Genomic DNA, 13,610 nt, shown 5'->3' with positions numbered 1-13,610 from the left:
CCATGTCCACCATGCATCCCTCCTCGACCGATTCGATCCGCAACCTGGGATGGCTGCTGGCTAGCTGCGTGGTCGTCGGCGTGCTGCTCGAATCGGGCGGCCTGGCGACCTGGGCCAATCGCCTGGAGATCGGGCCGCTACGCCAGGTCGCACAGCCAGCCATGACTCGACTCGACGACACGTTGCATCCGCTCGGTATCGGCCAGTGGCGAACGCGCCTGCTGGCGGGCCTGGAGCGCTGGCAGCATACCGGCACGGCGCCTGCTCCGGCAGCCAGCCTGCCGAGCACGACCCAGGCGCCAGTCCTGGCGGATTCGGCTACCGTCTGGCAGACGATCGGCATGTCACGAACAGGCCAGGCCCTGGCCATCACGGCCAATCCGCCTTCCCCGACTCGGCCACAGGCCACGCCTGCCACATCGACACCGGTTGCCAAGGTGATCCTGCCGACCAACCTGCCCTCGGCGGCAACCCTGGAAGCCTTGCCGCCCATTCCCTCGGGCCAGACTCGCACGGTCGCCCTGGTCGGCGACTCGATGATGGCTGTGGGCCTGAGCGAGAACCTGCTGCGCGGCATCGCTCGCCACAAGGAACTGCAAGCGGTGCGCGCCTTTCGCTCCGGCACGGGCCTGAGTCGTCCGGAAGTGTTCGACTGGATGCAGCAGTATCCGCAGATGCTTGCTGGCGCCCGGCCCGATGCGATCATCGTGGCCATCGGCGCCAACGATGGCCAAGGCTTCGTGCAGGACGGCAAGGTGCTCGATTTCGGCAGCGACGCCTGGATCGCCGCTTATCGCCAGCGCTTGGAACAGTTCGTCGACATGCTCAGCCAGAACGGCACTCCCATCATCTGGATCGGGCTGCCGCCCATGCGGCTTGCCAAGTACGATGCCCGCATGGCACTGATCAACCGCATTGCCTACGACACGGTTGGCCATCGCAAGAACATCACGTGGTGGAACTCGGCCACGCTGATCGCCGACCCTCAGGGCCAATACCGCGAATATGCACAGAACGCCAAGGGTGCCAGCATTCGCCTGCGTGCCGGTGACGGCATCCACCTGTCCGACGACGGCGCGAGCCTGCTCGCACCACCCCTGCTTGCCTGGCTTGACTCGCCTGCGCCCGCCGCCACGCCACCGACCACCTCCGTGGTCGCCTCGGCCACGCCCGTGACCATGACCGCCTCGCCATGATGATTGCCCCGTTCTTACGCCGTGTCGCCATGTCGGCGGCGCTTGTTCTCCTGCCTTCGCTGGCCCTGGCCGACGACAAGCTTGAACAACGGCTAGGTCCGGCTGCCTTGCAGATGCGCCAGCGCCACGCCGCGGTCGATGTCATGACGCTGGGCAACGGATCCGAGCGTGTCTATGTATTCACGCCCGCGCAGCCGGTCTTGCACGACAAGGTGCCATTGGTACTGCTGCATCACGGCTGGCAGGGCATGAACACGCTCAACTTCGGCGCGCTGATCGATCATCTGGTGCGCAGCGGCAACGTGGTGGTCTATCCGGTTTACCAGCTCGATGCCGATACGTCGCCGCAAGTGGTCACGCGCAACGCCGCACTGGCCGATCAGCGTGCACTGAACGCGCTGAAGACCCGACGCGGCCTGCGACCCGATCCACAGCGAGTGCTCTATGTCGGTTATTCCATGGGCGCGGCGATCTCGCTCAATCTCGCCCTGGATCATGCACGCTACCAGCTGCCGGCACCGCGCGCCCTGGTGCTCGAAGCGCCCGGCGATGCCTATCACGTCGCCCATGGCGCCGATGCGCGCAGCATCATCGGCGATGTCGAGAAGCTTCCCGCCGACCTGCCGGTAGCCATTCTCACCGGCTCATCCGATACCTCCATCGGCCTGCCGACCGCGCGCAAGCTGGCTGCACGGCTGTGCCAGATCCGCGCCGACCGCCGCGTGCTGATGGTGCTGCCCAGCGATGAACACGGCGGCAAGAAAGTACATGCCGCGCACGGCTCGCCGGGCGCCCCGGATCAACGCTACGACTTCGCGCTCAAGCGGCAGGACATTCCCACGCAGATTCCCGGCCGAGCCGGTTTCGAAGCATCGCCCTCGTTCAACCAGTTGGATATCTATGGCTACTGGAAGGTCATCGACGCCATGACCGATACCCTGGCTACCGGCAAGCTATCTGACGCGGTCTTTGGCAACGGCACACCCGCACAGCTATACCTGGGCACCTGGCCAGACGGCACACCGTATGCACCGGCTCGCGTGGAGCAGGCTTGCCGATGAGGTGTTGATGGGCGTTTCGGAGCGATTGATGGGGTTGGGCGCTTTGACGTTGCGCGCGAAGCGAGAGATGCAAGGCGAAGTAGTGGGAGCATATCGCTGAGTACTTTCTCAAGCCGACACGCATCGAAGAAACTTTCGCAACCTCACCGCATACCTCACACGTTCGAACTTGCGCCCCCCACTACCCGCCTCACCGCACGGCACGATCTCGTGAAGCGCCCACATCGTCGAGCCCGCGCGCATACCTGCGAGCCAGTACTGCGCAAGTCATCAACTGCACCTGGTGGAACAGCATCAGCGGCAGCACGATCGCTCCCAGGGGCTGACTGGCGAACAGCACCTTGGCCATCGGCACACCGCTGGCAAGGCTCTTCTTCGAGCCGCAGAAAACAATAGTGATTTCATCCTCGCGACCAAACCTCATGGCGCGCGCACCGTAGCGGGTCACCAGCAAGGCGCAGGCCAGCAACACCGCATCGGCCACCAGCAGGCCCAGCAATACCGGCAGCGGCGTCTGCTTCCACAGGCCTTGCAGCACCGCAGCACTGAAAGCGGTATAGACCACCAACAGGATCGAACCCTGATCGACGATACCAAGCATCGCGCGGTGCCGCTCGACCCAGCGGCCAATCCAACGCTGCGCCACTTGGCCTGCGACGAAGGGCACCAGCAGTTGCAACACGATATCGCCGACTGCATTCCAGCGCATCGCTCCCTGGCCGTGCGACTGCAGCACCAACCCAACCAGCAGCGGAGTAATCACGATGCCGAGCAGGCTGGATGCCGATGCCGCGCAGATGGCAGCGGGAATATTGCCTCGCGCCATCGACGTGAAGGCAATCGACGATTGCACCGTTGAGGGCAATGTGCACAGGAACAGCACGCCCAGGTACAGGTCCGGCGTGACCAGGGGCGCGAGCAAGGGCTTGAGCAGCAAGCCCAGCACCGGGAACAACACGAAGGTACTGCTCAAGACGGTCAGGTGCAGCCGCCAATGGGTCATGCCCGCCACCACCGCATCGCGCGACAATTTGGCCCCATGCAGGAAGAACAGCAGCGCAATGGCCAGGTCGGTCAGCCAGCCAAAGACCTGCGCCGTGGCGCCCTGGCAAGGCAGGAAGCTGGCCAGTAGCACGGTCAGTACTAGGCAGCAGGTAAAGCGGTCGGGAAGAAAGCGGCGCAGGTTCATGGACGGCGAGCCGAGGAATGCAGGAGCTATTGCAGCGCCTCCGGACTGATAATTCAAATCGTTTTATCTTATTTATTGATACGATTTCCGAATGAATATCAGTCTGCGCCAACTCCGGGCCTTCCTGGCGGTCGCCAAGCTTCGGCATTTCCGTCGGGCCGCCGATAGCCTGCACCTGACCCAGCCGGCAGTCAGCCGACACATCGCCGAGCTGGAAGGCGAGTTGGAGGTGAAACTATTCGACCGCAACACGCGCGAAGTGGTGCCTACCGAGGCCGGCCGCTATCTGCACAGCGCGATCGAGCGCGTGCTGGACGAACTGGAAGGCGTGCTGGCGCACGCCCACTCCGAGAGTGAGCGTCGTCATGGCAAGGTGCGCGTTGCCTCGGTGCCCACGCTCTCGGCCGCATTGATGCCTGCCTGCATCGCCGCCTGTGCATCGCGCTATCCGCAATTGACCGTACAGATGCACGACCAGGCGCAGACCCTGGTCCTGGAAAGCGTGCGTGGCGGCGAAGTGGATTTCGGTGTCACGGTGGAACCAGCCGACACGGAAAACTTCGACAGCGAAACCATCCTGCACGACCCTTTCGTACTGGTCTGCCCACGCGCCCACCCCTTGGCGCGACAAAAACAGGTTGGCTGGAAAAGACTCCAGGCACACCCCCTGATCCTGCTCGATCACGACTCAGGCAGCCGCCGCCTGATCGACCATCAGCTCAGTCAACACGGCGTCGAACCGCGTGTCGTACAACAGACAGGACACACGCACACCGCATTCAGCATGGTCGAGGCAGGCCTGGGCATCACTATCACCCCCACCCTGTCGACCGCACGCCTGCCACCCGCCCTGATCGCTCTGCCGCTGACTCCTGTCGCCCGTCGCGCCATCACCCTGATCCGCCGCCGCCATCGCTCGCTATCACCCGTGGCGGAGCTGGTATGGGCGCAGATGCGAGAGACGGCTAGCTGGGTCGGCTGACGGGTGCGCAGCGAGGGCACGAATTCAGGTCTTTCGCAGCCCGTGATAATGCGGTTAGCTCATGATCGTCTACCTTGGCCGAGCGACAAGTAGCTAAGTGGGCACCCTCGCTGCTCGCCTCCCGTCCCTCTTACACACCGGCTTGAGCGCACATTAGATACGCTGCCCGCCTCGTAAACCTTGGGAGAAACACGTGCGCTACGAACTCTATTACTGGACAGGTATACAGGGCCGTGGCGAGTACGTGCGGCTGGCGCTGGAAGATGCCGGCGCCGTTTACATCGATGTGGCGCGAGAAAAGGGCGATGACGCGATCACGCCGTTTCTTCGAGGCGAACATCCAGGTAGCCTGCCGTTCGCACCGCCTTTCCTCAAGGCAGGACGCACGGTCATTGCACAGGTCGCCAACATCCTGCTGTTCCTCGGTCCACGACTGAAGCTGGTACCAGACAGTGCATCCGCGCAGTCCTATGCGCATCAGGTACAACTGACTCTGGCCGATTTCGTCGTGGAGATCCACGACACCCATCATCCGATCGCCAGTGGCCAATACTTCGAGGACCAGCGCGAGGCAGCCATCCGGCGCTCGGAGGATTTCCGCAAGCATCGGTTACCGAAGTTTCTCGACTACTTCGAGCACGTGCTCGAACGGGGTGGCAAGAAGCACGTACTGCGCACGCACTCGTACGTGGACCTGTCATTGTTCCAGATGATGTCCGGCCTGGACTATGCGTTTCCCAAGGCCATGCGCCGATTGAATCGACGCATGCCATTGCTGCGCGGTGTGCAGCAGCGGGTGGCCGATCGTCCCAACATCGCCGCTTACCTGACCTCCGGTCGTCGGCTTGCCTTCAACGAGAGCGGCATCTTTCGTCACTATCGAGCATTGGACGATCATTGATCAGGTGCGCTAGAAGAGCGCAATCACCAGCGTACCGGCAAGGATCAGGCCACCCCCGATCATCAAGGGGAGGCTTGGCTTCTCCCCCAGGAATACCAGGCCGAGCACTATGGCTATGGCTACGCTCAGTTTGTCGACCGGCGCCACCTTGCTGACAGGTCCCAGTTGCAGGGCTCGGTAGTAGCACAGCCAGGAAAGCCCTGTCGCGATCGCCGACAGCACCAGGAACAACCAGGCGTGCCACGGCAGACCCGTGGGCCGGCTCCATTCGTGACGCCACGTGACGATTCCGGCTACGACGAGCACGATCACGATCGTCCGAATGAATGTTGCCAGGTTGGCGTTGATACCAGCGACACCGAGCTTGCCGAATATCGCCGTGAGCGCGGCGAAGAGCGCCGAGCCCAGTGCGAAGAGCAACCAGCTGCCGCGTGCGTCCATCCAGCTCAATGGCCGCTTTCGGTACCTTGCTTGGCGGCGGGGGCGCTGTCGTTGTCGTCAGCCGCCGGCTTGGACGTTCCCCACTCGGCTACCTTGTACATCACCGGCTTGACCTGTTCGTGGGCACCACTGCGGTACTTACCATTCTGGTCGACGTCGTAGGTCTGCGAGACGCCGGATTTGGGCGTCACCACGACCTGGTAGACCTGTCCATTGCGGCTGTACTCCTGCACAGTGTCCTCGCCGCGCTTGTACACCTTGACCGACGGCGGCGGCTCGCCACGCGCATCGCGGGGGCTGTTGTCCTGCATGTTGGGCAGCGGGATCGGCTTGCCAGGCAGTACCGTCGGCGTGGTCTCGGCCGGCGTCGATGCGGTGGCGCTGGAGGCCTTCGGTGCACTGGCGGTCGGTTTGACGCCCGGATCGTTCATGCCCGGCGGCGGCGGTGCCGGCTGGAAGGCAGGCCGGGTATCTTGCGCGAAGGCCGGTGCTGCAAGCGCGGCGCCCAGGAGGGCGAGCAAGACAAGGTTTTTCATCGGGTAAGGCCTCCGGGCGGGTGACTCAGTTTAACAGCCGTGGCGCCATGCACTGCGTGAACGGTTTGCCATGGGAGAGCGAAACCAAGACATCCCTAACATCGAAAAATTCCGCGCATGAGACAATGGGCAATGGCCAAGCTCATCCTTATCGACGGTTCGTCCTATCTCTATCGCGCCTTCCATGCGTTGCCCCCGTTGAGCAATGCCCAGGGCGAACCCACCGGGGCGCTGTTCGGCGTGGTCAACATGCTGCGCTCCACCCTGAAGGCGCGGCCCGAATACCTGGCCTTCGTCAGCGATGCCCCCGGCCCGACCTTCCGCAACGACATGTACGACCAGTACAAGGCCAACCGCCCGCCGATGCCCGATGACCTGCGCGCGCAGGTGCAGCCCATGCTCGCCATCGTGGCCGCGCTGGGCTTTCCCGTGCTGTGCGTGCCGGGCGTGGAAGCCGACGACGTGATCGGCACGCTTGCGCGGCAAGCGCACGAGCAGGGCATCGAAGTAGTGATATCCACCGGTGACAAGGACCTGGCGCAATTGGTGCGCCCCGGCGTGACCCTGGTCAATACGATGACCAACACCACCATGGACGTCGATGGCGTGTTCGACAAGTTCGGCGTCAAGCCCGAGCAGATCGTCGACTTCCTCTCGCTGACCGGCGACACCGTCGATAATGTGCCCGGCGTGACCAAGTGCGGCCCCAAGACCGCTGCCAAGTGGCTAGCCGAATACGGCACGCTCGATGGCGTAATCGCTCATGCCGACAAGATTGGCGGCAAGATCGGCGACAATTTACGTGACGCCTTGCCGACGCTGCCCTTGTCGCGGGAGCTGGTGACGATCAAGACCGATGTGCCACTTGACGCAGGAGTGAGCGCACTGACCATGCGCGAGCGGCATACCGAGCAACTGCGCGAGCTGTTCATCCGCTACGAATTCAAGGCCGCGCTGAAGGACCTGGACGCCGACAGTCCCACTGGCGAAAGCGATGCGCCGGTGACGGCAACCGCCGCGGTCATACCAGTCCAGGCGCAGGACACGGCCTTGTCGGGCCCTGGCAGTTACGAACTGGTCACCACCCCCGAAGCCTTCGACCTATGGATCGCCAAGCTGCGCGATGCACCCTTGATCGCCTTCGATACGGAAACCACGAGCATCGATTCCATGCAGGCGGAAATCGTCGGCCTCAGCTTGGCGGTCGAGCTTGGCGAGGCCTGCTATATCCCGCTGACGCACGATTACCCTGGCGTACCCGTCCAGTTGAATCGGGACACCGTACTCGCCGCGCTCAAGCCGATCTTCGAAGATGCTTCCCGTCCCAAGCTGGGCCAGCACGCCAAGTACGACATCAACATCCTGTCGCACTACGACATCACGTTGCAGGGGTTGCAACACGACTCGATGCTCGAATCATACGTCTGGAATGCCACCGCGACCCGCCATGACATGGACTCGCTGGCGCGCAAATACCTAGGCTACGAAACCGTCAAGTATGAACAGGTCGCCGGCAAGGGCGCCAAGCAGATTTCATTCTCCCAAGTGGACCTTGATACTGCCTGCCGCTATGCCGCCGAGGATGCCGACATCACCTTGCGCCTGCATCACGCGCTCTGGCCCAGGCTCAAGGGCGAACCGAAACTGCGCCAGGTCTACGAAGAGATCGAGATTCCGGTGGTATCCGTGCTGGCCGGCATGGAGCAGCGCGGCGTGTTGATCGACGTGAGCCAGTTGCGCCTGCAAAGCCAGCAACTAGGCAAGCGCATGGTCGAGTTGCAACAGGAAGCCTACAAGCTGGCTGGTCACGATTTCAGCCTCGATTCGCCCAAGCAATTGCAGGCGGTGCTGTTTGATGAACTGAAGCTGCCGGTCAAGCTCAAGACGCCCACCGGCCAGCCTTCCACCAATGAAGAAGCGCTCGAAGCGATCGCCGATGCGCACGAGCTGCCGCGGCTGATCCTCGACTACCGCGGCCTGGCCAAGCTGCGGTCGACGTATACCGACAAGCTGGCCGACAACGTCAATCCGCGGACGGGTCGCGTGCACACCAGTTATCACCAGGGCGCGGTGGCCACCGGGCGCATTTCCTCATCCGATCCGAACCTGCAGAACATTCCCGTGCGCACCGAGGAGGGCCGGCGCATCCGCAAGGCATTCGTCGCGCCGCCAGGCTGGCGGGTGATGGCAGCCGACTACTCGCAGATCGAACTGCGCATCATGGCGCACCTGTCCGGCGACGAGGGCCTGGTACGTGCGTTCCAGGAAGGTGGCGACGTCCATCGCGCGACCGCCGCAGAGGTCTTCGGCGTCGCGCCCGATGAAGTTACCACCAACCAGCGCCGCGCCGCCAAGGCAATCAACTTCGGCCTCATGTATGGCATGAGCGCGTTCGGGCTGGCTCGCCAGCTCGGTGTGGATCGCGGCGAGGCCAGTGACTACATGGCACGCTACTTTTCGCGCTTCTCCGGCGTGCAGGCATTCATGGAAGCCACGCGCGAGCAGGCCCATCGGGATGGCTACGTTGAAACCATCTTCGGCCGACGCCTGTACCTGGAGAATCTGACCGCGCGCAACCAGGCTTTGCGCGCTGGCGCTGAACGCGCCGCCGTCAATGCGCCGATGCAAGGTAGCGCGGCAGACATCATCAAGCGCGCCATGATCGCCGTTGCCGCCTGGCTCAAGGACCGCGATGACGCGCATATGCTGATGCAGGTGCACGACGAACTGGTTTTCGAAGTCCGCGAAGACGCCATCGACATCGTGCGTAGCGCCGTGGTCGAGCGCATGTCCGGCGCAGCCGAGCTCAGCGTGCCGCTTCTGGTCGAGGCCGGTGTGGGCACCAACTGGGACGAAGCCCATTGAGCCTGGGACATGACCGTCATGGCGATAGTCACAATTGTTACATTATATCAAAAATGAATGCTGGCTAAACATTTTTGGCTCACCCACGAAACTTAAAGGCGTCTGGTGCGTACTAAGTCTTGGGACGCACGCAACGGCGTCCTCCTGGGATCCTCGCTACCTCCCTATAGCGAGCCCCAACCAGGCAAGGCGGACCACTCCCCTGGGTCACGCAGCCTACCGGCCCCGAAGGTTCCCCCCTAACCTTCGGGGCTTTTTTATGCCCGCTCACCGGGTTGAGGGGCAGCGACCGGCAAAACCCGCTAGCATCGGTGCGTTTCCAGCCGGGCACCAAAACACCCGGACGTGACTTCATCGGATTGCGGCAACAGTGCAAAAGAAAGACAAGGCCACTTCCTTCGACATTGCCCACCGGGTTGGGGTATCCCAGTCCACGGTGTCACGCGCCTTGCGCGGCAGCCCACTGGTCAGCGAGGAGACCCGACAGCGCATCCAGCAGGCAGCCACCGAGCTCAAGTACAAGGTCGACAAGAACGCCTCCAATCTGCGCACGCGCCACTCCGGCACGCTGGCCCTGCTGTTGTTCGAGGATCCGACGGCTGATGAGTCCCATATCAACCCGTTCTTTCTATCCATGCTGGGATCGATCACACGTGCCTGCGCCCAGCGCGGCTACGATCTGCTGGTGTCATTTCAGCAGTTGTCGCACGACTGGCACGCCGACTACGCCGACACCCGCAAGGCCGACGGTATCATCCTGCTCGGCTATGGCGACTATCTGGCTTACCGCGACAAACTCGACGCGATGGTCGCCCAGGGCACCCGTTCGGTCCGCTGGGGGGCGGTATTGGCCGACCAGCCCGATATCTCCATTGGCTGCGACAACTATGTCGGCGGCCAGGATGTAACGCGCCACTTGCTCGACCAAGGCTGCCGCCATGTGGCCTACCTGGGCGACGCATCCAGCCATTACCCCGAATTCTTCGCTCGCTATCGTGGTTATGCACAGGTGCTGCGCGAAGCGGACCTGACCGTCGATCCCGAGCTTCAAGTCAACGCGGAAAGCTCTGAGCAATCCGGTTATGACGCCATGGAAACCCTGCTGGCAAGGGGCAAGCCGTTCGACGCCCTGTTCGCCGCCAGCGACCTGATCGCCATCGGCGCCATGCGTGCGCTGGCCGATCACGGCAAACAAGTTCCCGGCGATGTCGCTGTCGCCGGCTTCGACGACATCCCTACGGCCACGTTCGTCAATCCACCGTTGACGACGGTACGCCAGGACACCGGACAAGCCGGAGAAGCGTTGGTGGATGCTTTGTTGAAACTGATCCGCAGCGAGCCGGTGGCAAGCGACGTATTGCCGGTCAAGCTGGTGGTGCGCAAGTCGAGCTTGCTGGGGAAGTAAGCGGCGTGTGGCAGGAAGGCCGCTGGCAGCGCGAGCTGTGAAGTTGCGCAGCGAGCGCCTTCACCCGCACCTCACCGCTCCGGATGCCCGCGCTCTTCCATCGATAGCGCCAACTGTTCACGCAAGTCACGACGCGTCACCGGGGCATCCAGCAGGTACACCTGCACGTCATGGGGGCCGACATGTGCCTGCAGAGTGCCGTTTTCACCGACTTTCACGGAGTTTCCGCCCAGAGCAGGTTTCCAGGCGCCTGCCTGCAACCATGACGACACGGGAATATCGATAGCAGTGTCGCCCTTGTTCAGAACGACCAGGGCCAACTGATGCTCATCACCCTTCTGGTAGACCCGATAGAACACCGCATGATCACCCTTCAATTCCACTGGCAACATCAAGCCACGCTGCAAGGCCGGCGTACGTGCCCTTAGTTGTGCGATGCGCTTGAGCTGCTGGTAGATCCGGCTCTTGGGTGCCGTGTCTATACGTTCCTGGCCAAAGTAATTGCGATTGCCCTGGTGCTCGGCACGACCGCGCTCGAAACCGATTTCCGAACCGTAATAGATAGCCGGAATGCCTCGTGCGGTGAACAGCCAGTTGTTGGCATCGATGAAACCATCATCAGTGGCATTGAGGCGCGCCATGTCGTGGTTGTCGTAGAACGTCACCAACTCATAGGGATTGTGGTACGGACCATTACGCAGATACAGACGCTCGGCAATGCGCGCATAGTCGCTGTGCGGATGTTCGAACACCTCGGCCACACGCTGACGCAACGGAAAATCCAGCACGCTGATGCCGCCGTTGCGCGTCCAGGTGTACTGGCCGATATCGTCGGGACTGTAGTCAAACGCCTCGCCAAACATGAAAAAGCCCGGATGCTTCGCACGGATCCGCGCGGCAAACTGACGCCAGAAATCCGTAGACATGTGACTAATGGTATCGATACGGAAAGCATCGGCGCCTTGGTCGGCCCACTTCTCGTAGGCGCCCACAAAATAATCGAGCACCTGCGGATTTTCGTCGTCGTTATTGGACAACTGCGCCAGGTCGTCGTATGCGTGATAGAAGCGATGCAAGGGGTTTTGCACCGGATCGAGTTGCTCAGGGCGCAGGTTCTGGTGATCGGCGATCAGCTTGCCATCCTTGTCGAAGATCTGTCCGAATTGCGGCTGCGCCTGGGGCATGCTGAAGGATGGCGAGCCGTGATTGGCCACGATGTCCAACACCGTCTTCAACCCCTGCGCGCGCATTTTCTGGGTAAACTGCGCAAAGTCCAGGCCCTTGCTCGGCAGGTGTTCGTCGAGCTTGTAGAAATTCACGCCCCAGTAGCCGTGATAACCAGCCTTGCCACGATCGGCAAGCGATGCGCCCCAGGTCACCGGATCGCCGCCGGTAAAGGCTTCATCCGGATTGTCCACGATCGGCGTGATCCACACCGCACCAAACCCCATGTCGCGAATGTAACGCGCGTTGTCCAGCACGCCCTTGAAGTCACCACCCAGATAGCCGATGTTCGCAGTCTCGCCGTTCGGACCGGGCACGGGAATATCGAAGGTATGGTGCGCTCCACCCTGGTCACGATGATCGTTGGACCGATCGCCATTGACAAAGCGATCGGTCATGACGAAATAGATCGCGTTGGAGGCAAACGGTGCATCGGTGCCCACATACTCGGCCTGCTGCGCCATTGCCGGCGCCATGGTCATGGCCAGCGCGAGCCCAAGGAAGTGCTTTTTCATGGTTCCACTCGTTGAATCGGCTCGCGCACGCGCAGCGTGCAAAGCCCGGCGATAAACAGGCTGATGCCACCCAGCACCAAGGCGTAGATGGGTTGCCCATGGAAGAACAGCTTTAACAACAGGCCAAGCACGCTGGCGGCGAGCAACTGTGGAATGACGATGAAGAAATTGAAGATGCCCATATATATGCCCATCTTCGCCGCGGGCAGGTTGTCCGACAGCAGTGCATAAGGCAGCGAGAGAATCGACGCCCAGGCAAAACCGACACCGACCATCGACGCCAGCAACCAGTGCGGATTGCCGATCAACAGGATCGAGACGAATCCTGCGGCACCCAGCCAGGTATTGATCAGATGGCTCACGCGCAAGCCCCACCAGCGCACCATCCAGGGAATGATGACGGCCGCCATGGCCGCAAAGCCGTTGTAGGCGGCAAACAGCACGCCCACCCAGTTGGCACCCTCGTTATAGGCGGCCGAATGCGGATCGCTGCTGCCGTAGTGCACCGCGGTCACGCCGGCAGTGGTGTAGATCCACATGGCGAACAACGCAAACCATGAAAAGAACTGCACCCATGCCAAGCGACGCATGGCATCGGGCATGGCGAACAGGTCAGTCAACACCTGTCTGGCCATGCCTTTGCTTTCCGTCACGCTCAGCCACCATAGCGCCGCCCCGAACAGCGCCACGCCAACCGTGAGCAAGAGCAACTGGTGATCGATCCGCAACACCCAGACCATGACAGTGGCAAAAGCACCCAGTAACAGCCATGACATGCCCCACAGCCGGGCCCGCGGCCCGATGGGAGGGATGGCATGCGCCGGCGCCGCGTCGAACGCATGCAACGTTTGAGGTGGATACTCTCGCGTCGAGACGATCGTCCACAGTACCGAACCGAACAGCACCACGGCGCCAGCGTAGAACGCATAGCGCACCGTGTCGGGAATGGCCTTGTCCACCGCCACGTTGCTGACTCCCAGGTATTCCAATATCCAGGGAAGCGCCGAAGCGATCACCGCGCCGATGCCGATGAAGAAGCTCTGCATTGCATAGCCGAGCGGCCGCTGCGTGGTCGGTAACTGGTCGCCGACGAAGGCGCGAAATGGCTCCATCGATATGTTGATCGAGGCGTCCATGATCCATAGCAGGCCAGCTGCGATCCACAAGCTCGGCGCGTTGGGCATGAACAGCAGCGCGAGGGTCGTCAGTATCGCGCCTACGAGAAAGTAAGGGCGGCGACGTCCCAACCGCGTCCAGGTGCGGTCGGAATAATGGCCGACGATCGGCTGCACGAT

11 protein-coding genes are annotated in these 13,610 nt (G+C 62.2%); 6 read left to right on the top strand and 5 right to left on the bottom strand.

Annotated features, from left to right (window positions below):
- Positions 1-2: 2 nt before the first annotated feature.
- Both VF436_RS03740 and VF436_RS03735 read left to right on the top strand, forming a co-directional pair.
- Positions 3-1,196: a DUF459 domain-containing protein gene (locus VF436_RS03740; RefSeq protein WP_330902640.1), complete on the top strand. Its 1,194-nt coding sequence runs from the start codon at positions 3-5 to the stop codon at positions 1,194-1,196.
- On the top strand, positions 1,193-2,257 hold the full coding sequence (locus VF436_RS03735) for an alpha/beta hydrolase family protein (RefSeq protein WP_330902639.1): 1,065 nt from the start codon (positions 1,193-1,195) through the stop codon (positions 2,255-2,257). Before VF436_RS03740 ends, VF436_RS03735 begins: the two co-directional genes overlap by 4 nt.
- 190 nt (positions 2,258-2,447) lie before the next feature.
- On the opposite strand, the gene VF436_RS03730 is transcribed toward VF436_RS03735, so the two are convergent.
- A complete protein-coding gene (locus VF436_RS03730; RefSeq protein ID WP_330902638.1) occupies positions 2,448-3,446 on the bottom strand; it encodes a bile acid:sodium symporter family protein in 999 nt (332 codons plus the stop codon).
- A 91-nt stretch (positions 3,447-3,537) separates the two neighbouring features.
- On the opposite strand from VF436_RS03730, the gene VF436_RS03725 reads away from it, so the two are divergent.
- Positions 3,538-4,428, top strand: a complete 891-nt coding sequence (locus tag VF436_RS03725) for a LysR family transcriptional regulator (RefSeq protein ID WP_330902637.1) — start codon at positions 3,538-3,540, stop codon at positions 4,426-4,428.
- A 193-nt stretch (positions 4,429-4,621) separates the two neighbouring features.
- Complete coding sequence (locus VF436_RS03720) at positions 4,622-5,329, top strand: glutathione S-transferase (protein WP_330902636.1); 708 nt, start codon at positions 4,622-4,624, stop codon at positions 5,327-5,329.
- 9 nt (positions 5,330-5,338) lie between these two features.
- Here VF436_RS03720 and VF436_RS03715 read toward each other — a convergent pair whose 3' ends face one another.
- Together VF436_RS03715 and VF436_RS03710 are read right to left on the bottom strand one after the other, a co-directional pair.
- Positions 5,339-5,770: an EamA family transporter gene (locus tag VF436_RS03715; RefSeq protein ID WP_330902635.1), complete on the bottom strand. Its 432-nt coding sequence runs from the start codon at positions 5,768-5,770 to the stop codon at positions 5,339-5,341.
- A 5-nt stretch (positions 5,771-5,775) separates the two neighbouring features.
- Positions 5,776-6,306: a DUF2782 domain-containing protein gene (locus VF436_RS03710; protein ID WP_330902634.1), complete on the bottom strand. Its 531-nt coding sequence runs from the start codon at positions 6,304-6,306 to the stop codon at positions 5,776-5,778.
- A 132-nt stretch (positions 6,307-6,438) separates the two neighbouring features.
- On the opposite strand from VF436_RS03710, the gene polA reads away from it, so the two are divergent.
- Together polA and VF436_RS03700 are read left to right on the top strand one after the other, a co-directional pair.
- A complete protein-coding gene (gene polA / locus VF436_RS03705) occupies positions 6,439-9,171 on the top strand; it encodes a DNA polymerase I (RefSeq protein WP_330902633.1) in 2,733 nt (910 codons plus the stop codon).
- Positions 9,172-9,541: 370 nt separating this feature from the next.
- Positions 9,542-10,576: a LacI family DNA-binding transcriptional regulator gene (locus tag VF436_RS03700; RefSeq protein ID WP_330902632.1), complete on the top strand. Its 1,035-nt coding sequence runs from the start codon at positions 9,542-9,544 to the stop codon at positions 10,574-10,576.
- A 71-nt stretch (positions 10,577-10,647) separates the two neighbouring features.
- Here the strand turns inward: VF436_RS03700 and VF436_RS03695 are convergent, their stop codons facing one another.
- Positions 10,648-12,282 carry an alpha-amylase family glycosyl hydrolase gene (locus VF436_RS03695; RefSeq protein ID WP_414649810.1) on the bottom strand — a complete coding sequence of 545 codons (1,635 nt, stop codon included), beginning with the start codon at positions 12,280-12,282 and terminating at the stop codon, positions 10,648-10,650.
- A gap of 29 nt (positions 12,283-12,311) precedes the next feature.
- On the bottom strand, positions 12,312-13,610 hold a 1,299-nt coding region (locus VF436_RS03690), incomplete at its 5' end, for an MFS transporter (protein ID WP_330902631.1).

Source organism: Dyella sp. (assembly GCF_036384435.1).
Taxonomy (GTDB): Bacteria; Pseudomonadota; Gammaproteobacteria; order Xanthomonadales; family Rhodanobacteraceae; genus GSA-30.
Note: the sequence above shows the minus strand (reverse complement) of the source record. Positions and strands in the feature narration are given on the sequence as shown.